This window comes from Exiguobacterium sp. s59 (assembly GCF_018617475.1).
GTDB lineage: Bacteria > Bacillota > Bacilli > Exiguobacteriales > Exiguobacteriaceae > Exiguobacterium > Exiguobacterium aestuarii.
In genome coordinates this window covers 89,077-111,411 of sequence record NZ_JACSKG010000006.1, presented here as the reverse complement: position 1 = coordinate 111,411, position 22,335 = coordinate 89,077, and the positions used below count along the sequence as shown (strand labels likewise).

20 protein-coding genes and 1 other annotated feature are annotated in these 22,335 nt (G+C 46.6%); of the genes, 18 read left to right on the top strand and 2 right to left on the bottom strand.

All coding sequences use genetic code 11. The features are described 5' to 3' along the window. Positions 1 to 188: 188 nt before the first annotated feature. Positions 189 to 1,097 (bottom strand): alpha/beta fold hydrolase, encoded by a 909-nt coding sequence (locus KNO91_RS12680; RefSeq protein WP_214818269.1) that lies wholly within the window; start codon positions 1,095 to 1,097, stop codon positions 189 to 191. Positions 1,098 to 1,111: 14 nt separating this feature from the next. After that, positions 1,112 to 2,797 carry a formate--tetrahydrofolate ligase gene (locus tag KNO91_RS12675; RefSeq protein WP_214790634.1) on the bottom strand — a complete coding sequence of 562 codons (1,686 nt, stop codon included), beginning with the start codon at positions 2,795 to 2,797 and terminating at the stop codon, positions 1,112 to 1,114. A gap of 241 nt (positions 2,798 to 3,038) precedes the next feature. Between KNO91_RS12675 and KNO91_RS12670 the strand changes: the two genes are divergently transcribed. The 18 genes from KNO91_RS12670 (at position 3,039) to KNO91_RS12585 (ending at position 22,317) form a co-directional block, all read left to right on the top strand. Continuing rightward, entirely contained in the window at positions 3,039 to 3,944 is a 906-nt protein-coding gene (locus tag KNO91_RS12670; RefSeq protein ID WP_371816667.1) for a carbohydrate ABC transporter permease, read from the top strand. An 80-nt stretch (positions 3,945 to 4,024) separates the two neighbouring features. Further along, entirely contained in the window at positions 4,025 to 4,843 is an 819-nt protein-coding gene (locus KNO91_RS12665) for a carbohydrate ABC transporter permease (RefSeq protein WP_214796468.1), read from the top strand. Positions 4,844 to 4,949: 106 nt separating this feature from the next. After that, positions 4,950 to 5,190 (top strand) — a binding site (T-box leader). Between the two features lie 69 nt (positions 5,191 to 5,259). After that, positions 5,260 to 6,240, top strand: a complete 981-nt coding sequence (gene asnA, locus KNO91_RS12660; protein ID WP_214818267.1) for an aspartate--ammonia ligase — start codon at positions 5,260 to 5,262, stop codon at positions 6,238 to 6,240. Between the two features lie 162 nt (positions 6,241 to 6,402). Further along, positions 6,403 to 7,695 carry an ABC transporter substrate-binding protein gene (locus KNO91_RS12655; protein WP_214818265.1) on the top strand — a complete coding sequence of 431 codons (1,293 nt, stop codon included), beginning with the start codon at positions 6,403 to 6,405 and terminating at the stop codon, positions 7,693 to 7,695. Positions 7,696 to 7,841: 146 nt separating this feature from the next. Continuing rightward, the gene (locus KNO91_RS12650) at positions 7,842 to 9,026 is read left to right on the top strand and encodes a NosD domain-containing protein (RefSeq protein ID WP_214818263.1); all 1,185 of its coding nucleotides are present in this window, start codon (positions 7,842 to 7,844) and stop codon (positions 9,024 to 9,026) included. Further along, positions 9,013 to 9,573, top strand: coding sequence for a nitrous oxide reductase accessory protein NosL (locus KNO91_RS12645; RefSeq protein ID WP_214790626.1), 561 nt, complete (start codon positions 9,013 to 9,015; stop codon positions 9,571 to 9,573). The genes KNO91_RS12650 and KNO91_RS12645 overlap by 14 nt, the downstream gene beginning before the upstream one ends. Positions 9,574 to 9,576: 3 nt before the next feature. After that, positions 9,577 to 10,368: a hypothetical protein gene (locus KNO91_RS12640; RefSeq protein ID WP_214818260.1), complete on the top strand. Its 792-nt coding sequence runs from the start codon at positions 9,577 to 9,579 to the stop codon at positions 10,366 to 10,368. Next, positions 10,365 to 11,084 carry an ABC transporter ATP-binding protein gene (locus KNO91_RS12635; RefSeq protein WP_214790622.1) on the top strand — a complete coding sequence of 240 codons (720 nt, stop codon included), beginning with the start codon at positions 10,365 to 10,367 and terminating at the stop codon, positions 11,082 to 11,084. Before KNO91_RS12640 ends, KNO91_RS12635 begins: the two co-directional genes overlap by 4 nt. Positions 11,085 to 11,147: 63 nt before the next feature. Further along, positions 11,148 to 12,608 carry an MDR family MFS transporter gene (locus KNO91_RS12630; protein WP_214796373.1) on the top strand — a complete coding sequence of 487 codons (1,461 nt, stop codon included), beginning with the start codon at positions 11,148 to 11,150 and terminating at the stop codon, positions 12,606 to 12,608. Between the two features lie 37 nt (positions 12,609 to 12,645). After that, positions 12,646 to 13,746: a PQQ-dependent sugar dehydrogenase gene (locus tag KNO91_RS12625; RefSeq protein ID WP_214796375.1), complete on the top strand. Its 1,101-nt coding sequence runs from the start codon at positions 12,646 to 12,648 to the stop codon at positions 13,744 to 13,746. 98 nt (positions 13,747 to 13,844) lie between these two features. Further along, positions 13,845 to 15,062, top strand: a complete 1,218-nt coding sequence (locus KNO91_RS12620) for a M48 family metallopeptidase (RefSeq protein WP_214818257.1) — start codon at positions 13,845 to 13,847, stop codon at positions 15,060 to 15,062. 101 nt (positions 15,063 to 15,163) lie between these two features. Continuing rightward, positions 15,164 to 16,915 (top strand): sensor histidine kinase, encoded by a 1,752-nt coding sequence (locus KNO91_RS12615; RefSeq protein ID WP_214818255.1) that lies wholly within the window; start codon positions 15,164 to 15,166, stop codon positions 16,913 to 16,915. Next, positions 16,912 to 17,622: a response regulator gene (locus KNO91_RS12610; protein WP_214790612.1), complete on the top strand. Its 711-nt coding sequence runs from the start codon at positions 16,912 to 16,914 to the stop codon at positions 17,620 to 17,622. Before KNO91_RS12615 ends, KNO91_RS12610 begins: the two co-directional genes overlap by 4 nt. 15 nt (positions 17,623 to 17,637) lie before the next feature. Further along, the gene (gene deoD, locus KNO91_RS12605; RefSeq protein WP_074033044.1) at positions 17,638 to 18,351 is read left to right on the top strand and encodes a purine-nucleoside phosphorylase; all 714 of its coding nucleotides are present in this window, start codon (positions 17,638 to 17,640) and stop codon (positions 18,349 to 18,351) included. 200 nt (positions 18,352 to 18,551) lie between these two features. After that, the gene (locus KNO91_RS12600; protein WP_251126650.1) at positions 18,552 to 19,619 is read left to right on the top strand and encodes an MFS transporter; all 1,068 of its coding nucleotides are present in this window, start codon (positions 18,552 to 18,554) and stop codon (positions 19,617 to 19,619) included. Between the two features lie 149 nt (positions 19,620 to 19,768). After that, positions 19,769 to 21,154, top strand: coding sequence for an aldehyde dehydrogenase (locus KNO91_RS12595; protein ID WP_214790607.1), 1,386 nt, complete (start codon positions 19,769 to 19,771; stop codon positions 21,152 to 21,154). 154 nt (positions 21,155 to 21,308) lie between these two features. Beyond that, positions 21,309 to 22,019, top strand: a complete 711-nt coding sequence (locus tag KNO91_RS12590) for a Crp/Fnr family transcriptional regulator (RefSeq protein ID WP_214790605.1) — start codon at positions 21,309 to 21,311, stop codon at positions 22,017 to 22,019. Positions 22,020 to 22,161: 142 nt separating this feature from the next. Beyond that, complete coding sequence (locus KNO91_RS12585; protein ID WP_147537911.1) at positions 22,162 to 22,317, top strand: cytochrome c oxidase subunit 2A; 156 nt, start codon at positions 22,162 to 22,164, stop codon at positions 22,315 to 22,317. Positions 22,318 to 22,335: the final 18 nt, after the last annotated feature.

The window sequence follows — 22,335 nt, the reverse complement described above, 5'->3', positions numbered from 1 at the left end:
GTCTATTTACTCCTTTCACCAATCGATTGGTCATCGATTGATGTAGATAATTTTCACTATGCGGTCTAAGTATAACGTACTTAAATTTTGATAAGAAGGTTATCTTTTAAAAAAGAGGTGAATCATTGAAGTTATTTGTATGGAATTTGGAAAAAATAAAAACTCCTTCAAAAAGGAGTTTGAACCATTTACTGGATTTTGTTTTGCTTCAGCCACATCAGTATGTCCGACCATACTTGTTCCCGGTCCGCTTCACGCAAAATTTCATGTCTGGCATCGTCATATGTCGCAACGGAAAGTTCGACGTCCGCCTTACGATATTTTTCGATGATCCCGTTCAATCCTTCCCCATCATGTATGACAGGGTCGTCCATCCCAGCGACAAACAACACCGGGAGAGACTTCGGATGTTCATGAATGCGCGCAGAGGTTGTGACATCAAGGGAGGCCCGGGTTACTTCGTGTAAAAAGCCGAGTGAGGGGAGGCCTCCGCAATTCGAATCATCTAAATACGAGTCGACTTCTTCGGGAACACTTGAAAGCCAGTCACTATCCGTTCGAGCAGGTGAAAACTTAAGGTTGTAGCGCCCGAACAAAAGACGTTCAAAGAAACGGGATTGATGTGTAGCGCCTTTTCGTTTCATAGCAGTAGCGATCAAACGATGTCCGACTTCACCCGCAACCCCGGGATGTGGGGGAGGGGCGACGACAATCACACCAGCCAAGGCGTGTCCCATAGTTTGACCGAGTCGACGAACAAGAAGAGAACCGAAACTATGACCTAACACATACGTAGGGCGATCATCCTCATAACGGTTGATCAAGTACTGAGCATCATCGACGAGTTGCTGAAACCCATCGCCAGGAGCGAGGTGCCCGTATGTCTGTTGGTCGTGGGCGCTTGATCCCGCTCCTCGTAAGTCACATATGAATACATCATATCCATTTTCTGTTAGAAAGTGAGCGAATTCAATATATCTTTCATGGTGTTCAAGCATCCCGTGAAAGATGAATATTTTTCCAATGGACTGCTCTGATCGAATTTCCATCACTTCTGTTTGATATCCGTCTGGATACGTCAACTCCGAAAGAACCATGTGTCATCCTCCTATTAGAAAAGTCCGATTGCTTTTCCAGATTCATCAATGCCCATATTGAGAGCGGCTGGATGTTTCGGTAAGCCTGGCATCGTTAAAACGTTTCCTGTGAGAGCAACGAGGAAACCTGCTCCTACTGATGGTTTTAATTCGCGGACCGTGATGGTGAATCCTTGTTGATAACCGAACTTGGAAGGATCGTCTGATAGAGAAAACGGTGTCTTCGCCATACAGATTGGTAAGTCTGCCCAGCCTTTCTGTTGAATCTCAAGCATTTGTTTTTTGGCTTTTGCGGTGAACGTGACATCAGCCGCTCCATATACTTCCCGGGCAATCGTTTTAATTTTTTGTTCGATCGAATCGGTTAACTCGTAAAGTGGCGATAACTTACTTTCGTTTGATTCAACCGCATCAATGACGGCTTCAGCGAGCTGTTGGCCGCCCATTCCACCATTTGCCCACACTTCACTTAACGAAGCGCGAATATCGTGCGCTTTGCACCAGTCAAGTACTGTCGCAATCTCTTCTTCAGTATCTGAATTGAATCGATTTAAGGCCACGACGGTTGGGAGACCTAGCTTTTTCATCGTATCGATATGTTTCGCGAGCAATTTCATTCCCTTACCAACTGCACCGACATTCTCGATGTGAAGTTGATCTTTTGATACGCCGCCATGCATCTTCAGAGCACGAACGGTCGCAACAAGCACAACCGCATCTGGATTTAACTCTCCCACTCGAGACTTGATGTGACAGAACTTTTCAGCTCCGAGGTCGGCGCCGAAGCCTGCTTCCGTCACGACATATTCACCAAGTTTCAAAGCTGTTTTTGTCGCAATGAGCGAGTTACAGCCGTGGGCGATATTCGCAAACGGTCCACCATGGACGAGGGCAGGAGTTTGTTCGATTGTCTGGACTAAGTTCGGCTTGAACGCTTCTTTCAAAAGCAATGTTGCCGCTCCGGCCGCACCGATTTGCTCAGCAGTAATTGGTTCCTGTTGGTGGTCGTAGGCAACGACAATTCTTTTAATCCGATCTTCAAGATCCTTTAAGGAGTCAGCGAGGCAAAGAATTGCCATAATTTCAGATGCAACGGTAATGTCGAAACCTTCTTCGCGCGGTACGCCGTGAGCAGCACCTCCGAGACCGACGGTGACGTGGCGGAGAGCACGGTCGTTCAAATCAAGGACGCGCTTCCAGACGATACGGCGGACATCGATGCCAAGGTCATTTCCTTGGTGAAGATGATTGTCAATCATAGCACTGATTGTATTATGGGCTGACGTAATAGCATGCATGTCTCCCGTGAAATGGAGGTTGATGTCTTCCATCGGGAGGACTTGGCTGAAACCACCGCCAGCAGCTCCACCTTTCAAGCCCATCGTCGGTCCGAGTGACGGTTCGCGAAGACAGACGATTGCCTGCTTATTCAACTGGTTCAAGGCTTGGCCGAGTCCGACCGTAACCGTTGATTTGCCTTCTCCAGCTGGCGTCGGATTGATGGCTGTGACGAGTACAAGTTTTCCATCTTGTTTTGTCTTCACACGATCAAGGACATCGTAAGAAAGTTTGGCTTTGTATTTTCCGTAAAGGTCAAGATCGTCTTCTTGTAGTCCGATTTTTGCTGCGATCTCTTTTATGGGCAATGTTTTAGCTTGTTGCGCGATCGTTAGATCAGATAATGGTTTCGTTGTTGTCATGAGAAAGTACCTCCATTTTCGAACGATGTGTTTTATATATCAATTAATATTCGGATTTGACGTTTTAAAGGACGGAACGAATCGATTGACATACAATCCGTTCGTATTGTCATTGATTTTATCATAACTCATCAGAGCGTGAAATTCATTCATTCCGTTCAATATTTTCCACCCTTTCCGTCAAATGTATCCGTTTTCATAAAAGGTTCTTCACGATACATTGATAGTGGAGGCGATACACATGACAGAAACTTCGAAACGGATGAAACGAAGACGAAATTGGAAGAAGCCAGCGAGTTTCATAGCATTTGTCGGACCAGCTTTTCTAGCGTTCGTCGCTATCGTTCTCATCCCGTTTTTTAACGGAATCTACTATAGCTTCACAGATTGGAACGGTGTGACAGGAGAATTGAATTTTGTCGGATTTGACAACTATCAACGTTTATTTCTTGAAGATGAGCAGTTCCGAGCTTCATTTTGGATTACGACCAAATACACGATTGTATCGGTCTTACTGACAAACATCGTCGGATTCTCATTGGCCTTGTTATTAACGATGAATATTAAGACACGAAATTTCTTACGGACGATATTCTTCATGCCAAACTTGATTGGTGGATTAATCCTCGGGTTTATTTGGCAGTTCATTTATGTGAAAGGTTTCGCCTCAATCGGGGCGTTGACGGGTTGGAGTCTGTTTGAATTACCATGGCTCGGAGATGCGCAAACAGCATTCTGGGGAATCGTCATTGTCGCGATCTGGCAAGGTGGCGGGTATGTCATGGTCATCTACATCGCAGCGTTACAAAATGTGCCGACCGACTTGATGGAGGCGGCGCGGATTGATGGGGCAAATCGCTTCAAAATGCTACGTCACATCACGTTGCCAATGATTATGCCATCGATCACAATATGCTTGTTCTTGACGATTTCCTGGTCATTCAAAGTGTTCGATACGAACTTGTCACTCACGAACGGTGGACCGTTCAAATCAACGGAAATGTTGGCGTTAAATATTTACACGGAATCCTTCGTCAATAACAACTATGGTCTCGGGTCAGCGAAAGCGGTCATCTTCTTCTTGGTCGTAGCTGCGATTACGGTGACGCAAGTGTATGTGACGAAGAAACGGGAGGTGGAAGCATGACCACTGAGAAATTGGAACATGTCGAGAGAGGCGTAGAGAAGACACCGAAGCGCGCCCCGCAGCGTCCACTGCGCTCAGGAATGTATTCTTGGAATCTTGGAGTCATTGAACTTGTCGCCATCTTACTCGGACTTCTCTATTTGGTCCCGTTCTATTACGTCGTCGCCAACTCGTTCAAATCGATGGCTGAAATCTTTACGAATACATCGGCGTTACCGAATGAATGGTTGACGTCGAACTATACAGAAGCGTGGGAAGCGATGAATTATGGGCGTGTGTTTCTAAACTCACTTCTCATTACGGTCGGTGCGAATGCCATCATCGTCATCTTCACATCGATGGCAGCATGGAAACTTGTTCGAACGAAGCACTGGATTTCCACCTTGATCTTCTTCTTATTCGTGGCAGCGATGGTCATTCCATTTCAATCCATCATGATCCCACTCGTGAAAGTCTCGAGCATTCTCGGGTTACTCAATAGTCACTGGGGACTGATGGTCATGTATCTCGGATTTGGTTCTGGAATCTCTGTGTTCCTGTACCATGGATTCATGAAATCGATCCCTGAAGAGATTGAAGAGGCGGCAATCATTGATGGCTGTTCGACATGGGGTGTATTTTGGCGCATCGTCTTCCCATTACTTAAGCCAATCACGGTGACGATTGTCATCTTGAATAGTCTATGGATTTGGAACGACTTCTTATTGCCATCGCTTGTTCTCCGTGACGTCGAATTACGGACGATTCCGCTCGCGACGTTCTATTTCTTTGGACAGTACACGAAGCAATGGGATCTTGCGTTAGCTGGTTTAGTGCTAGGAATCGTTCCACTTTTAGTCTTTTTCTTTGGTATGCAAAAACATATCATCAAGGGGATCACAAGTGGCTCGATTAAATAACCCTCCCAAGGGAATCCTCCGTTCGCTACACGGAGGATTAATTTTTTTTTGAAAAAAGTCGTTGACATTAATCTGAATATTTATAATAATGAACTCAATTCAATTGTGAACGACGTCGAAAGGACGAGTACACGAAGGTAGTGAGTCAAGCGATCCGGGGGTGGTGTGAGCCCGGTCTTAACCCTTCGTCGAAAAACTTCCTGGAGTCGCTACCCGAACGCTTTGCCAGTAGACGTAGCCGGACCGCTCCCCGTTATCGGAGTTACGAGATGATTGTCTCGAAAAAGTGAGTAGATTCGTCTACTAATTTGGGTGGCACCGCGGAACCGAAGTCTTCCGTCCCATGTTCGATGGGAATGGAGGGCTTTTTTTCATGGCTTCATTTTCAAATATTCCACAATTGGAGGAAACGGAAAATGACAACAGCAACAAGCACGATGAAGGAAAGACAGCAGACAATTGCAGCAGTAAAGGCACTCTTCGAGGAGAAAGTCTCACGTGAACTCGGACTCACTCAAGTACAGGCACCGCTATTCGTTGAATCGGCAAGTGGGGTCAACGACCATCTAAACGGAGTGGAGCGAATCATTCAGTTCGATACGATGTATCCGGGACATGAGCTCGAGATTGTACAATCGCTTGCGAAATGGAAACGTGAGGCACTCGGACGTTATGGATTCGGTGTCGGGGAAGGTTTGTATACTCAAATGCGGGCCATTCGCCGTGATGAAGAACTTGATGCGACACATTCGCTCTTCGTCGACCAGTGGGACTGGGAACGAGTCATCGCTCGGGAAGAGCGAACGATGGAGTATTTAAAAGCAACGGTCGAGTCGATTTATGCGGCACTCCGTGAAACAGAGTCGGCAGTGGAAAAAACGTATGGCATTGAAGCAATTCTTCCCGAAGCAATCCATTTCATCACGAGTCAAGAGTTGGAGGACACGTATCCGACGATGACACCGAAAGAGCGTGAGAGTGCAATCTGTAAAGAATATGGCGCTGTCTTTATCTCGCAAATCGGAGATCTTCTCGCTTCTGGCATGAAACACGATGGCCGTGCAGCAGACTATGATGACTGGTCGCTCAACGGTGATATCCTCGTCTGGCATCCGGAACTCGAATCGGCATTTGAATTATCGTCGATGGGAATCCGGGTAGATGAAACGGCTCTTGATGCGCAGTTGAAAAAAGCAGACGCTGATGAGAAGCGGGCATACCCGTTCCACCAAGGTGTTCTCGAAGGGACACTCCCGTTAACAATCGGTGGGGGCATCGGTCAATCCCGCGTGGCGATGTATCTCTTGCGTGCGCGTCATATCGGAGAGGTGCAAACGTCGGTCTGGCCGCAAGAAGTGATTCAGTCGTGCGAAGAAGCTGGCATCAGCTTGTTGTAATATAATAAGAAGAAACACGGAACAGGACTCAACAAGATGAGTCCTGTTTTTTCTGTGCAACATTTTCCACCCTATCCGTCAAATTTGACACCTACATAGTGGAAGCGTTTTCATTTAAAGTTGATTTTGTAAAGAATGGATGAGTTTAAGGGAGGAAATGAGATGAAACGGAAGTGGAAATTGTCAACAGCGGTCATGACGGCTGGAATGGTCCTAACACTTACGGCTTGTGGCGGAGGATCACTCACGGATGAAGGTTCTTCTGAAGGAAATGCGGACAGTGGCGACAAGAAAGACGTCACGTTGAACGTCTTCCAATTCAAAGCGGAGATTGCGAAAGATCTTGAAGCGATGGCAAAAGAGTATGAAGAAGAAACAGGTGTGAAAGTCACCGTTCAAACAGTCGGTGGCGGTGCGGACTATGGTGCGGCCCTCAAATCGCAATTCGCTTCAGGCAACGAACCAGACATTTTCAACAACGGTGGCTTCACAGAAGCGCAGACGTGGAAAGACAAACTCGAAGACTTATCGAGCGAGAAGTGGGTCGGTGATTTGACGGAAGTTGCTAAAGAACCGATGACGATGGATGGTAAATTATACGGAATGCCGATGAACCTCGAAGGGTACGGATTCATCTATAATAAAGAACTATTTGAAAAAGCGGGTATCAAAGAGTTGCCGAAAACGCTCTCTGAACTGACAGATGCTGCTGAAAAACTTGAGAAGGCAGGCATCACACCATTCTCTGTCGGTTATGCAGAGTTCTGGATTTTAGGAATCCACTTGTTGAACATTCCGATGGCGCAACAAGACGATCCGGACGCGTTCATTCAAGCACTTAATGAAAGCAAAGCGAAATTTGAAGACAACGAACAGTTCCAAGAATTTTTGAAGCTATTTGATTTAACAATTAAATACGGGAATAAGAACCCGTTGACGACAGACTACAATACACAAGTCACACAGTTCGCCCAAGGAGAGACAGCGATGCTCCAACAAGGGAACTGGGCGCAACAGATGATTCTCGACGTGAATCCGGATATGGAGATGGGCTTCGTTCCAATCCCGATCAACGACGATGCGGAGAAGATGGACCGCCTTCCGGTCGGTGTCCCGAACAACTGGGTCGTCAACAAAAACTCGAAGTATAAGGAAGAAGCAAAAGATTTCTTAGAGTGGATGGCGACGTCTGATACTGGAAAAGACTATATGGTCAACAAGTTTAAATTTATCCCTGCATTCAAGTCGATTGAAGCGAACGACCTCGGACCGCTCGCAGATGATATCTTGGCGTATTCGAATGAAGGGAAGACCATCTCATGGAACTGGTTCAAGTATCCAGATGGTGCGGTGAATGAATACGGTGCGCTTATGCAGGCATACGTGGGTGGACAAAAAACAGGTGAAGAGATGCTTCAAGACTTCACGAAAGTATGGCAAGACAAAGTGAAATAAGCGAGACACAGACGGTGAAACGACCCCTTCGCCGTCTGTGTTTTTTTTATGAAGAAACTGTCACAAGAATCCCATATAAACCACACACATACCTATGGGGGTTTCAGTAAAATGGGGGATGTAAGCGGTTGAGAGAAGGAGGGGGCATGAAACGATTATTAGTCAGTATTCTGTTTATGTGTTGGATGCCTTATGTGAATGCGGAAGAAACACGGACTCCATTGACTGAACCAATCGTCATCGAATCAAACGAAGTGTTCGATGGGGATGGAGAAATGTATACGAGTTGTGGACATCCTGCGTTCATTCTTCGGGGGACGGGTGCTGTTCTTGAACATGTATCGGTTCAACAGTGTGAGGGCGACGATATCCCAGCCGTTCAAGTATCAGGTCTCGGACATCAACTAATCGATGTATCCATTGAGTCCTCGGGAACTGGACTATTGATTGAGAATAGTTACGGCGTGCGGGTCATTCGAACATCGATTCAAGGGAACGGACAGGCGGATGGAATCGTACTTCTTAACAGCGAAGCATCAGAACTCAAAGGAGTCGTCGCGAAAGAAGTGCGAGATGGGATATACATAGAAAACGGGTCTAGGCACAAGATTGTTCGACCAATCGTTTCGCATTCCCGTTACGGCATTCACTTGATGTTTCCGACCGATGTTGTGATTTCGGTACCTGAACTACATCATAACCTGACAGGTGCGATGATTATGGGGACCGATCGAGTCACTTTTCAAAATGGGAATGTACACGACCAATTTGGCGGAACGGCGACGGGGCTGATGTTATATGAAGCTGTCGACACAATCATCGAGATGACGCATATTTACGGAAATCATATCGGTTTATATGCAGAACAGTCAGAAGGGACAATCCTTGAACGGAATGCAATCAACGGCAACGATATTGGCTTTCAATTGAAGCAAGCAAGCGGGATGATGATTCTTCGAAACAATCTATTGGGGAATCGAGAACCCGTGACGATGTTCAAGTCATCGGAAAACGTGGTGCAAGGAAATGTTTGGGGTGGTACGACACTTGATCTGAATCGTGACGGCTATAGTGAGATTCCATTCCGGACCGATCCATATTTGTTCTTATTGACGGATTCATATGAAGCATTCGAGTTGTTGTACGGGTCACCGGGGCTTCTTCTATTAGAAAACATATTACGAAGCCCGGAAGACGTATCGTTGACGGACGGATCACCACAAACTGATTCGGCGATCTGGCATTGGAACGGGTCAATCTGGAGCGTAGGGAGTATCTTTTTACTCATCATCATTTGGATATTTGGGAGGAAACGACATGAAATCGTATAAACAAGTAGCAGGACTATTATCAGTAGCAGGATTATCTTTAGCGCTTGGTGCATGTTCAAGTGCATCGGCAGAACCGTTTGACATCAAATGGGGAGAAACAGAGTGCGAAGTGTGTAAGATGAAGATCATGGATGAACAGTTTGCGGCGGAAGCGATTATGGAGAATGAAAAAGGATATGCGTTCGATGATATCGGATGTTTGATGCGTGATTGGTATCCTGAACAAAAAGAAGAAGATATTGCTGCCATGTATGTAAAAGACTTCAATACGAAAGATTGGGTCGAATTAGACGAGGCGATGTTCGTTTATGACAAAGAGTCGAAAACACCGATGGCTTACAATATTCTTTCATTCGCAAAAGAAGCAGACGCAGAAGCGTATATGGAAGAAAACGGTGGCGAAATGATGGACTTTGATCAATTGAAAGATCATACATGGGAACGCGGCGAGATGAATATGATGATGGACGGCGAAGGTTCGATGGACGGAATGGACCAAGATAGTGAGATGGACATGGAGATGGATACGGAAGAAGAAGGGCAGTAACTGATGTCTTTATGGAGAATGGAATGGGCACGTAGCCTTCGAAAGCGAGAGAACTATGCCTTTCTCCTGACATGGGTCATCACGCTCGTTCTACTCGGGGGAATCGGACAAGCTCTGCCGATTGCTGCGGACTATACGAATATCAGTGCGACGCTCATCACAGTGCTCGGCCTATTACTTCCGCTCTTTATCTTATTGACGACTGCGCTTCATTGGGGACAAGAGCGGGAGTCGAAGCGATTGAACTTGCTTTCGACATTCACGTATCCGAAATGGAAGTTCATTTTCATTCGCTTCAGTTCGTTTTTGGTCACACAGGTGCTCGTTCTATTACTAGCATTCCTCATCGCGTCGCTCGTTGTCGGGCAATCGTTTACAACATGGATCATTCTGTTCGCATACGCGACCGGATTAACAATTTATGCGACGGCACTCGGTACGTTGCTTGGATTGCTTGGTCGTAAGAGAATCCGGGCGATGTTGCTCGCCTTTTTAACGTGGGTCGTCTTCGTGTTATTGTGGCCGACGATTCTCGTGACAATCATTTCCTGGCTTCCTTACGGCATACAAGTGAATGGGATGATTGCCGCGCTGTTCGTGAATGGATTTGATTTGATGCGAATTTGGGCAAGTACATCAGTGTCGTCTCCCGATATTTTCGGAAGTGTCTACCTTCAGTTATTAACTTGGATGAATCAACCGGTTGGATCTGTCGTAGTCTGGGCTACCTTATTAGCGACGAGTGGTCTCTTGTTATGGCTTGCTTCGAAAATGGCTTGGAGGAAAACATCATGATTCATTGTATAGACGTAGGTAAAAAATATGGCGATACGTGGTCGCTCTATCCGATTCGTGAAGAGATTGCATCGGGGCGAATCGTTGCTTTATGCGGGAGCAACGGAGCTGGGAAGTCGACGCTTTTGAATCTGATGAACGGTACAATCGAACCAAGCACCGGGGTCATTCAGTTGAACGGCTACACGACAACAGAACGAAGGAAATACAATCAAAGCTTTGGGTATATGCCTGACGACTTTTCGTTTGATGACACATGGACGGTTGAAGAGACGTTCGCCTATTATGCGATCCTACAAGAGGCACGACCGACTCCCGAGACTCTAAAGCGGGTCGGGTTGTACGAGCATAAGCAGAAGCGCGTCACCGAACTATCTAAAGGAATGCGACAACGCCTCCTTTTGGCACAAGCACTCGTCAATGCGGCAGATATCCTACTATTAGATGAACCGACGAACGGATTGGACCCCATCTGGATGCGAATGCTTCAAGACTTACTACGCGAAGAGGCGAAACGAGGGGCGACGATTGTGTTTTCAACTCACCAATTAGATGTGGCGGCTATGTTGTCAGATGAAGTCTGGATGATGAGAGCGGGTACCATTTGTGGGAAGGTAAACGTTCATGAACAACAAGCCGCTTACGAACGGCTAAGAGAATTCTTTTTCGAATCGCAAGATGACACTTGTCAAATGCACGTGGCTCGCACAAAATAATAGACAGTTGAAGTGGTGTTCGGAACCTTCCGACGCCACTATTTTTTTGGGGAGATGGAATGTATGAGAAAAAATGTGACGGTTGCCCTCTTGTTGGCGACCTTCTTAGCCGCGATTGAAGGGACCGTCGTATCGGTTGCGACTCCTGTAATCGCCAGTGAGTTGAACGGGGCAACGCTCGTCAGCTGGGTGTTTGCGGCCTTCTTACTATTTACGGCCGTATCGACTCCGATTTATGGGAAAGTTGCGGATTTATTCGGACGAAAACGTGTCCTCTTGTTTGGAATCGGGTTGTTCACGTTATCCTCACTCTTATGTGGGTTAGCCACGTCGATGGAACAGTTGATTGTCTTTCGGGCGTTGCAAGGTCTAGGGGCTGGTGCGGTGCTTCCGATTTCGATGACGATTATCGGTGATCTATACAAATATGAGGAACGTGGAAAGATTCAAGGGATTTTAAGTGCCGTATGGGGCGTATCGGGTGTACTCGGTCCGGTCATCGGCGGCTTTTTGGTCGAAACGTTGTCATGGCGCTACGTCTTCTTGTTGAACGTGCCATTCGCGTTACTTTCGTTCATCATGATCGTCATCTTCTATAAAGAGAAAGTCGCTGAGACGACTGAACGGATTGACTTGAAAGGCGCTCTTTTGTTCGCGGGTGGGACGACCGCATTTCTATATGCGCTCATTACATTCAGTGAGACGAATGAATGGACGACGACCATTGTTGCCAGTGGGCTATTCAGTATCGTTTTATTAGTTGGTTTCTTCGTATCCGAACGAAAAGCGACATCTCCGTTGTTACCGTTTGAATTATTGAAGCAACCGACGATTGCTGCCATCAACGGGTCAGTCTTTTTTGCAGCATGGGTGCTCGTCTCGATGTCCGCATACATCCCGATTTGGGCACAGGCTGTGTTAGGGAAATCAGCGACAGAGGCTGGATTTATGTTGATGCCATTATCGGTCGCGTGGACGTTCACATCGATTATCGGTGGACGTACACTTGGTGTGGCTTCTCCGAGACGGCGCGCCTTGATTGGAATGGGTTTACTGATCATCGGGACACTCACGTTGACACTGTTATCGCAATCGAGTGCGGATGTGTGGGTATACGGTGCAGTGGCGCTGATTGGCATCGGATTCGGATTGTCTCAACCGATGTTTATCGTTGTCCTGCAAACTGTCGTCTCGTATCAACAGCGTGGAACAGCGACGGCGACCAACTCATTTTTGAGTACGGTTGGTCAAACGCTTGGCGTTGCCGTGTTTGGGGCCGTCTTTAACTTTGTCGTACTCAATGACTTTAAGAACAGCGAGGCGCTATCTCAAGTTTCATTAGAAGATTTCTTCAATCAGAGCGTCACGGAGACGTTGAACGCATCTGTTCGACTGCAAGGAGAACAAATCATCGCGACCGGATTGAACAGCATCTTTATCGGGGCGATGGTCGCGGCCATCATCGCGTTCGTCATCTCGTCTCGCTTGCCAGCCCGCCCACCGGAACCTTCACAACGCTCGTGAAACAAGGGTATGATGAGGAAAAGGGAGGCGAACCGACATGAAACGTCAAATCGGGATTGTGACATTGTTGTTTCTGATGGGATGTACGCCAGAACAAACGAACGAAGGAACAGAACCACCAGTTTCAGAAGAGTCGACACGTAATGAGTCAGAGACTGATCGTGAGACGGGCACGACGAAAGAATCGGGACTCGAAATTGGTGAGGTGACGACAGTTGCCGAGAACTTGGCCATCCCGTGGTCACTCGTTCGGACAGAGGACGGATGGCTCGTATCAGAACGTGGTGGTACCATCACCGTCATTGACGGTTCGGATGGCGTAACCCGACAAGACGTGAACTTCGAGGAAAGCGTGTTCGAGATTGGTGAAGGAGGACTCCTTGGTCTTGCGTTAAGCGAAGATTTTGAATCGAGCGGTAAACTTTACGCGTATCACACGTACGGATCGTCAGGAAGAAACGTTCAAAATCGTGTCGTCGAGTTGACGTGGGATGGAGAACGCTTTGAAGAGACGAATGTCTTACTTGATGAGATTCCTGGTGCGCGTTTCCACAACGGGGGTCGCCTATTGCTGGACGGTGAGAACCTTTGGGTGACGACGGGAGATGCGCTCGTGCCTGAACTCGCACAAGACGAATCATCGTTAGCCGGAAAGATTATACGAATCCCATTATCGGGTGAAGGTGAACCGACCGACTGGATTTATTCCCTAGGTCATCGGAATCCCCAAGGTCTGAGTCGGATTGACGACATGCTTTATGCGAGTGAGCATGGGGCGAGCGGGCATGACGAGGTCAATATGATTGAAGAAGGAAATAATTACGGATGGCCAATCATTGAGGCAAATCAAGAACAAGAGGGCCTTGTCACACCATGGTTTGAAGTAGGTGACACGTCGTGGGCACCTTCTGGTATTGCGACAGATGAGCAATACGTCTATATGGCAACGCTTCGGAACGAGCGTCTCGTCGCCATCGACCGAGAAACGAAACAAGTGACGACGATTGTCGAAGATGTGGGGCGGATTCGTGATGTGTGGTTAGAAGACGACACATTGTACTTTATTTCGAATAATACGGACGGACGAGGCACCCCGCAGCCGCAAGATGATCAACTCTATCAAGTAACGATTCGCTAGAAACTGACGACTTTGTCAGTTTCTATTTTTTTTCGTTGTTTCTTCTGGAAGTAACGGTATAATTAAACATGTATTTTGGAAAAAGAAGGAGAATTTAGATGAATCATTCAAACTTGGTACATAAACGAGAAAAATTATACTTCTCACTTTTAGTTGCAGCAAGCGTACTCGTGTTGATCCTCGGGGTCGTGTTGACGGTAGCCTCATTTGGTCTATTTTTATGGATCATCGGTACAATCGTATCGCTCTCGCTCTTTACGCACTGGATTCAAATCGGGTACATTCGGACGAACGGTGTCAAAGTGACGGCTCGTCAGTTCACAGAACTCCATGACATGGTCCAACGTGTCGGGGCAGATATGGGCATCCGCTTGTTACCGGATGTGTATATTTTACAAGCGGGCGGTGTGCTAAACGCTTTTGCCACTCGTTTCTTCCAAAAGAATATGGTCATTTTGTATTCGGATGTTGTGGAATTGACACGGACGGGTCAGACGAAAGAAGTGGAGTTCGTCATCGCGCACGAGCTGGCGCACATTCGCCGAAACCATGTCCAAAAACAGTGGGTCGTCTTGCTAGGAAGTATCATTCCTTTCTTAGGTTCTGCCTATTCACGCGCTTGTGAATATACGTGTGACCGGATGGCTGCCCATTACATTCAAGATTTCGGGACGGCGAAACGTGCATTAACGGTTCTCGCGATCGGGGGGCCGCTCGCGAAAGAAGTGAATGAGTTTGACTATTTATATGAAGCAAGTCGGGAAAACGGATTTATTGCGAAGTATAGTGAATTGTTGTCGACACATCCAACGTTGCCGAAGCGAATCGCATCGATTGCAACATCTGCCGGTGAAGAAAACGTTCCGGTATTCAAGACGGCTGGATATGTGAAAGCTTCAATCATTTCGATGGTGTTGTTGACGGTGATCGGGAACGGAGCCATCATCGCCTTACTCGTGATGAGTGATGATTTGACCGAAATCGTATCAGCAGGCATGACCGAAGACTTTGGAGATGACTGGGCACTTGAATGGGAAGAACCGATTCAAGAATTGACGTATAACAATGCGAGCTATGAAGAGATTGAAGCGGAACTATTAAACGGTGCTGACGTGAACGTCCAAGACGAGTACGGCGAAACACCCCTTCACAACTTGTTCTACAATGATGAGGTTGATGAAGAAACGGTTCAACTCTTGCTAGATAACGGAGCTGACGTCACACTCGAAAACGACAGCGGGATGACACCGATTGACACGGCACGTGATTGGGGTCATGGTCCTGAACTCATTGAGTTGATGGAATCCTATGAATAACGGAAATCTCCTTGTCTCAAAAGAGACGAGGAGGTTTTTTAGGATTTTTTTGCAAACGTTTGCATAACGCGTGATATACTGTTGGAGTAGGAGGGAGATCGGTGAATAGCATTCGGACAAAGTTAACGGGAATGATTGCGTTGACGATTATCGTGCCAGTCATTTTAGCGACGATTGTTTCATTTTGGTATGTAAAAGATCGGGAGCGTGAACGTGGTCTCGAGATGACCGAATGGTCGCTCGAACGAGGCACACGTCAGATGGAGCGCTACATCTCTGATTTGAGTCGGCTTCCCACGAGTCTATATGCCGACCGCGATGTATTGGATATTTTAGAGTACGGACCGGGTCTTTCATTAAGAGAAACGGAGATTGAAGTGCGACGTGCTCTACTTGCGATGTATTTGTCCCGTGAAGACGTGGCGCAAATTCAGCTGTTGATGCTCGAAGATATGGATTCGTTCGCAGCGTACAAGATGAAAGTATCCCCGCGCTCGAAAAAAGAACCAAGTGTCGTCCAGCAACAGCTTTTAGAGAATCCAAAAAGTCGTGTTCTATTGGAAGCTTCCCATCCACTCATTCCTTATCATGATTTTGGACCGATTATGACGCAAGAGGACGTCGTGACGCTTCATTTTAGACTCGATAAAATTGAAACGGATGAACCGCTTGCTATTCTATCGCTTGATATCCCTGAAAATTTATTTATCGGACAGTTGGCCTCTCTGCAGAATAATCCGGAAGAAAGTTTATGGTTTGTCGGTGAGGATAACCGCGTGTTCGCCCACCTCGGTGAAGGGGAGATCCCGACTTCGTTTCAACCGCGGTCGATTTCGACAGACGGAAAACACCATCAGATCACGAAAACCTTCGAGTTCGACCATCAACAGTTTTATGTCGGTAAATCGATCCCGGATGAACTCTTGACCGAACCGGCCTCACGAACGTCGTTCATCATCTTGCTTGTCGGGATTGTCTCGCTCATCTTGGCATTGATCGGAGCGACGTATGCCTCGATGAAGTTGACGACTCCAATCAAGACATTGACCTCGAACATTTGGCGAATCGAGCAAGGAGACATGACCGTCTCATTTGATTCCCTCGGAAATGATGAGTTTGGCGTACTTGGGAGACAGTTCAAGCGAATGATTGAACGGATCGATGATTTGATTCAACGAGAGTATAAGCTCGCCTTAGAGAATCGAACGAACGAGCTGCGCACACTTCAGGCGCAAACCAACCCGCATTTCTTATTCAATGCGTTGCAGTCGATTGGAACGTTGGCGTTAAAAGGAGAGGGCAAAACGGTTTATCGATTGATTACGCAACTCTCTTCGATGATGCGCTATACGATGCATCCAGAAGAGTCGATGGTTACGCTAAAGCGAGAAATCGAGCATTTGAACTCATACATTCGTCTTCAAGACGTACGGTTTCCAAATCAGTTTCAAGTGATTGTATCGATTCCTGAGGAACTACATGAACTGATTGTTCCAAAGATGATTTTACAGCCGTTGGCAGAGAACTTCTTTAAACACGGGTTCGAACGGGACGGGTCTGCATTAGCAAATCGATTTGAGGTGACGGCCTGGATGGATCATACGTCACTTGTGATTCGCTGTGAGAATAGCGGTCGTTCGCTGACGGCCGAGGAATGGGAACGGGTCATGTCACGAATCGAGCAAAGCGATTCGACATTTTATGACACAGAAGGCACAGGATTACGAAACATTCGTGATCGACTCATGTTAAACTATAATCGGGAGGCAGAATTTATGTTGGCTACACCTGAAACAGGCGGTTTTCGAATTGTGATGCGTTTCCCCGCTTCTTCTGAGGGGGTGGCGTCATGACGAAAGTGTTGATTGTAGATGATGAATCTCCGGTAAGGGAAGCGGTGAAATTACTCGGTGAATGGGAACGATTCGGTGTGACGATCGTACTTGAAGCAAGGGATGGGCGTGAAGCACAGACGCTCATCGAGCAGGAACGTCCAGCGCTCATTTTATCCGATATTCAAATGCCCCATTGTGATGGCATCGAACTGATGGAGTGGGTACACGACCATGCTTCATTTGCTAAGCTTGTCGTACTGACAGGATACGATGAATATTCGTATATGCGACGGGCCATCCAATATGGAAGCTTTGATTATTTGTTGAAACCGATTGACCCCGATGTATTGAATGATACGTTGGCACGCGCATTAGGGGACGTGGTCAATGAATCGAGTGGTGACCCGATTTCTCAGATTGGAATGTTCATTGAACAACATTTTTCGGAAGAGCTGAGTTTGCAAGGTATGAGTGAACGATTTTACTTAAGTCGAGAGTACATCTCGCGACGTTTTAAACAACAATATGGCGTGAACTTGTCTGAATATGTGTTGACGATTCGGATGAACGAAGCGAAGCGCCTGTTAGAGACGAGTAGACAGCGTATCTATGAAGTCGCCCAAGCAGTGGGCTTTTCGGACGATAAGTATTTCCGGAAGGTTTTTAAAAAACAAGTCGGTGTTACTCCGAACGAATTTCGGGAAAAGGTTCAACGACAAGCTTAAAGGAGGAATTCAAACATGAGTGTACACATTGGAGCTCAAGAAGGACAAATTGCAGAAACGGTATTACTTCCAGGGGACCCGCTTCGCGCCAAATACATTGCGGAGACGTTTTTAGAAGACGTCGAATTATATAATGAAGTTCGTGGGATGTACGGCTTCACGGGTACGTATAAAGGTAAGCGCATCTCAGTTCAAGGAACAGGGATGGGTGTACCTTCGATGTCGATCTATGTGAATGAACTCATTATGTCGTACGGCGCAAAAAACTTGATTCGTGTCGGAACAGCTGGCGGGATTCAAGAAGATGTCAAAGTGCGTGATGTTGTCATCGCCATGAGCGCATCAAGTGAGATGGGTCAAAACCGTGTCCGCTTCAACGGAATGGACTATGCGCCAACAGCGACGTTCGACCTCCTACATCGTGCATATATGAATGCAGAGAAAGCGGGCATCCCGGTGAAAGTCGGACAAATCTTCACAGCGGACCAATTCTATCAAGATGATTTCCACCACTTCAAGAAGTGGGCTGACTTCGGTTGCCTCGCTATTGAGATGGAAGCAGCGGGCCTATACACGCTTGCAGCGAAGCATAAAGTGAATGCATTGACAATCCTCACAATCTCTGACCACTTGTTGACAGGTGAAGAGACGACATCAGAAGAGCGTCAAACGACATTTGATGAAATGATTCGTGTCGCACTCGATACAGCCGTTGAAGTAACGAACTAAACGATTTTCCCTACAGTCCATGGCTGTAGGGATTTTTTGTGTCCAAACCGATTCATCCCTATGAAACGTATGGAGCTCCAGCTAGACTAAGGATAAGATCACGAGAAAGAGGATTTGTCCAAATGAAAACTCCATCACGTTTTATATTATATGGCATCGTATTTTTTGCTTTTTTTGATTTGTTCGCTCAACTCCCGATCATGAGTACGTTTGCGGTATCTGTTGGCGCATCTTCGTTCATCGCTGGTTTCTCCATCGCTGTCTATTCGTTGACGAACACGTTTGGAAATGTGCTTTCTGGTATATGGACCGATCGGAATGGTCCCTATCGCGTTTTGGTGCTCGGCTTATTCTTGACGAGCTTAAGTTTACTCGCTTATCAATTTGTTGACTCGCCCTCCATGTTGCTGTTTGTCCGATGTGTCCACGGATTTGTGGCTGGGCTTATCGTACCGGCTGCATTTACGTTATCAGCGAATGTCACCGCAACGAACCGTCAAGGGAAGAAAGTCGCGATTACCGGAAGTTTCGTCGGATTGGCGGCCATCATTGGTCCTGCCTTTAGTGGAATCATCGCCAGTGTCACGTCCCCATCGACGGTCTTTTTATTCGTTTCTTTGTTCGGATGGGTGATGTTGTCCGTGACAGTCGTGACGATGCGACGAACTCAAAAGATCGAGGAAAAGAAAGAGTCCGATCTGGAACTGACAAAACCGGATCCGAAAGTGATTCGGGCCTATTGGGGGGCATTCTTCCTCATGTTTTCCCAAGGAGCACTCGCCTTTTTATTACCGCTTCACGTGCAGGAACTTGGATTTGATTCACGATTGAGCGGTACGTTGCTCAGCATGTTCGGCGTGGTCGCCGTCTTGTTCTTTGTATTACCGACGAACCGAGTGTTCGATCGGTTTTCACCGACTAAATTGACCGCACTTGGAGTCGCAATCATTGGGACGTGTCAGATATTGATTGGACAAGCAAGTGTACAAACCAGTCTTTATGGGGTACTTGCCTTATATGGAGTGGGATTTGCGATTTTATTCCCGGCCATCAATACGCAATTGATTCAATCGACATCTCCGCAAAACCGAGGGAAAGCATACGGGGCGTTCTATGCATTTTTCTCTCTCGGAACGGTAGCGGGGTCATCGTTTTTAAGCGCTCTTCCGCTTTCCATCGTTCAGCAGTTCATGCTGACCGGCCTGATTTTATGGGGGGCAAGCCTCCTCTTTCTTATCAGTGGAATGAAGAGCGGGCGTATGTTTTGACACGATGAAAATAATCGATTAATCTATGATTAAATGTTTAAACATTTAAACGTATAATATAACCCACATCGATGAAAGCGTTTTTTTGATTCGCTTTTCTCACGATGATAAAATGAAATCAATGTGATGAATCATAAGGAGGAAAGTTCATGCTGGCACCGATTGAACAGTTGACGATTGACGAGCTTGTCCAGAAACAACGTCGCTTCTTTAAAACGCAGGCGACAAAATCGATGGCATTCCGTTTGAGTATGCTGACATTTTTGAAGGAATCGATTAAGCATCATGAAGCGGACTTGCTAGAAGCCCTTCGCGAAGACTTGAATAAGTCGGAGATGGATGCGTATACGACAGAAATCGGATTCATTTACGATGAGATTTCACGTACGACACGTGAACTGAAGCGATGGATGCGTCCGAAACGTGTTCGTGGAACCGCCATCCATTTAGGAATGAAGAGTGAGGTTCAATATGAGCCGTACGGTACGGTATTGATTATCGCTCCGTGGAATTATCCGTTCCAACTCGCGGTCGCGCCACTCATCGGTGCCATCGCAGCGGGGAATACAGCGGTTGTCAAACCTTCAGAACTGACTCCGAATGTCGCACGTGTCCTGACGCAGGTGTTAGAGCGTGCCTTTACCGATCGATATGTGGCCAGTGTCGAAGGAGATAAAGACACGGCGCAAGAACTATTGAATCAAAAATGGGATTATATTTTCTTCACAGGCTCGACGCAAGTCGGACGGATCGTCAATAAGGCGGCAGCAGAACATTTGACACCGGTCACACTCGAACTCGGTGGTAAATCACCTGTGATCGTTCACGGAGATGCGAACGTCTCGATTGCGGCAAAACGTATCGCCTGGGGGAAATGGATGAACGCGGGTCAAACATGCGTCGCGCCAGACTATGTGCTCGTACATGAATCTCAACAAGAAGCACTTTTAGAAGCGATCAAACAGGAGGCGTTTGCGATGTTTGGGAACGGTGTCGGTACGAAACGATACACGCGCATCGTCAACGAATCGCATTTCGACCGTTTATCTCACTATTTGACAGAAGGTGAGCTTGCTTTCGGCGGTGAGACGAACCGGGATGAACTAAAAATTGCACCGACCGTTATGACGAATCTCCACGAAGATGCCGATGTGATGAAAGATGAAATTTTTGGCCCGATTTTACCGGTCATTCCATATCGTCAGCTAGATGAAGTGATCGAGTTCATCTCTGACCGACCGCATCCACTTGCTCTGTATCTATTTACGGAATCGAAAGACGTGGAACAAACGGTCATGAAACATCTCTCCTTTGGGGGAGGGTGTGTGAACGATGTCATCATGCATTTGACGAACCCGAATCTCCCGTTTGGTGGAGTGGGTGAAAGCGGCATGGGGGCCTATCATGGGCGGACGAGCTTTGAGACGTTTAGTCACGCCAAATCAATTTTAAAGAACACGACGAAATTCGATTTACCGGTCCGGTATCCGAACTTTAAGCCGGCCGAACAATTGATTCGATTGATTCAACGATAAATACTGTAGAGAGATTCGGTATGAACGCCGAATCTCTTTTTTTGAAAAAGATTGTTTGAAATGTCACATACTTTTTCGATACTCCCTGTCACACTCCTGTATAATAAAGTCATAATTGGAACGTACGAATGAAACGTGGAGGGAGCACCGACCTATGTCAATGCAATGTGGAACGACCCAACCGAACAGTTTTGTATTCTCAGATGAAACGAAACAATTGCTACTAGAAATGATGACGATTCAACATCATCCGAAAGCGAGTATCGTGTGTTGGGAAGGTGAGAAGTGTGATAAGTTCTTTTACTTGAAGAGTGGTTCTGTCAAATTCACGAAAATCACGAAAAAGGGAAATCCACTCGTCATGTTCATGTATGGTTCGGATGATTTCTTTGGTGAGTTTGATATCGTGGAAACTTTCCCTAGTTCATACAGCATCGAAACGACTGAAGAAAGTACGATTGGTACCATTTCAAAACGAGAATTGGAATCGCTCATGCAACGCGATATTCGATTTGCCGGAGAAATTTTACGATGGACGTCGATGATGCGCAAGCATTCAGAAATGAAGGTACGTGACTTATTATTGTACGGAAAGCCAGGGGCGTTGGCTTCAACGTTGCTCCGTATGGCAGCTATGCACGGTGTCGAGGAAGAGGGGACAATCGTCATTCCACGTCATCCTTCAGACGGTGAACTCGGGCAATTGATCGGAGCGCCACGCGAGACGGTGAACCGATTGATTAGTCAGTGGCGAAAAGAAGGGGTCATTAGCACGACGGCCAAATCGATTGTCATTCATGATGTTGATTTTTTGAAAGAGCTTTGTCACTGCGAAGGTTGCCCTGCAGGTATATGTCGTTTATAAACCGTCTCATCAGGAGACGGTTTTTTTGTGGGCTTCTTTTATCGAAATGTGAATTTTGTGTGTTGAAACTACGCAAAATCGATGTGATTGTCACTTTTGGAGTGATAAATATCACATATTATCACCTAGACGATTGCATACAATGAAGATGGAAAAACAAGCGAAAGGGGTCTTACACGTGGAACATAAAGATGGGCAAGAACCGAACCTAAAAGGAACGTTTACATCGGTCATGATCGTTGCGGGTGTCATCATTGCCATGTGGTCATCAGTCTTTTACTTATTCGTCACTCGATAAACATGTAGGGAGGAGAGT

What these genes read in the sequence shown, in the direction of transcription:
- KNO91_RS12680 (WP_214818269.1), bottom strand. Translation starts at nt 1,097, where the DNA reads ATGGTTCTTTCGGAGTTGACGTATCCAGACGGATATCAAACAGAAGTG.
- KNO91_RS12675 (WP_214790634.1), bottom strand. Translation starts at nt 2,797, where the DNA reads ATGACAACAACGAAACCATTATCTGATCTAACGATCGCGCAACAAGCT.
- KNO91_RS12670 (WP_371816667.1), top strand. Translation starts at nt 3,039, where the DNA reads ATGACAGAAACTTCGAAACGGATGAAACGAAGACGAAATTGGAAGAAG.
- KNO91_RS12665 (WP_214796468.1), top strand. Translation starts at nt 4,025, where the DNA reads ATGTATTCTTGGAATCTTGGAGTCATTGAACTTGTCGCCATCTTACTC.
- asnA (WP_214818267.1), top strand. Translation starts at nt 5,260, where the DNA reads ATGACAACAGCAACAAGCACGATGAAGGAAAGACAGCAGACAATTGCA.
- KNO91_RS12655 (WP_214818265.1), top strand. Translation starts at nt 6,403, where the DNA reads ATGAAACGGAAGTGGAAATTGTCAACAGCGGTCATGACGGCTGGAATG.
- KNO91_RS12650 (WP_214818263.1), top strand. Translation starts at nt 7,842, where the DNA reads ATGAAACGATTATTAGTCAGTATTCTGTTTATGTGTTGGATGCCTTAT.
- KNO91_RS12645 (WP_214790626.1), top strand. Translation starts at nt 9,013, where the DNA reads ATGAAATCGTATAAACAAGTAGCAGGACTATTATCAGTAGCAGGATTA.
- KNO91_RS12640 (WP_214818260.1), top strand. Translation starts at nt 9,577, where the DNA reads ATGTCTTTATGGAGAATGGAATGGGCACGTAGCCTTCGAAAGCGAGAG.
- KNO91_RS12635 (WP_214790622.1), top strand. Translation starts at nt 10,365, where the DNA reads ATGATTCATTGTATAGACGTAGGTAAAAAATATGGCGATACGTGGTCG.
- KNO91_RS12630 (WP_214796373.1), top strand. Translation starts at nt 11,148, where the DNA reads ATGAGAAAAAATGTGACGGTTGCCCTCTTGTTGGCGACCTTCTTAGCC.
- KNO91_RS12625 (WP_214796375.1), top strand. Translation starts at nt 12,646, where the DNA reads ATGAAACGTCAAATCGGGATTGTGACATTGTTGTTTCTGATGGGATGT.
- KNO91_RS12620 (WP_214818257.1), top strand. Translation starts at nt 13,845, where the DNA reads ATGAATCATTCAAACTTGGTACATAAACGAGAAAAATTATACTTCTCA.
- KNO91_RS12610 (WP_214790612.1), top strand. Translation starts at nt 16,912, where the DNA reads ATGACGAAAGTGTTGATTGTAGATGATGAATCTCCGGTAAGGGAAGCG.
- deoD (WP_074033044.1), top strand. Translation starts at nt 17,638, where the DNA reads ATGAGTGTACACATTGGAGCTCAAGAAGGACAAATTGCAGAAACGGTA.
- KNO91_RS12600 (WP_251126650.1), top strand. Translation starts at nt 18,552, where the DNA reads ATGAGTACGTTTGCGGTATCTGTTGGCGCATCTTCGTTCATCGCTGGT.
- KNO91_RS12595 (WP_214790607.1), top strand. Translation starts at nt 19,769, where the DNA reads ATGCTGGCACCGATTGAACAGTTGACGATTGACGAGCTTGTCCAGAAA.
- KNO91_RS12590 (WP_214790605.1), top strand. Translation starts at nt 21,309, where the DNA reads ATGTCAATGCAATGTGGAACGACCCAACCGAACAGTTTTGTATTCTCA.
- KNO91_RS12585 (WP_147537911.1), top strand. Translation starts at nt 22,162, where the DNA reads ATGAAGATGGAAAAACAAGCGAAAGGGGTCTTACACGTGGAACATAAA.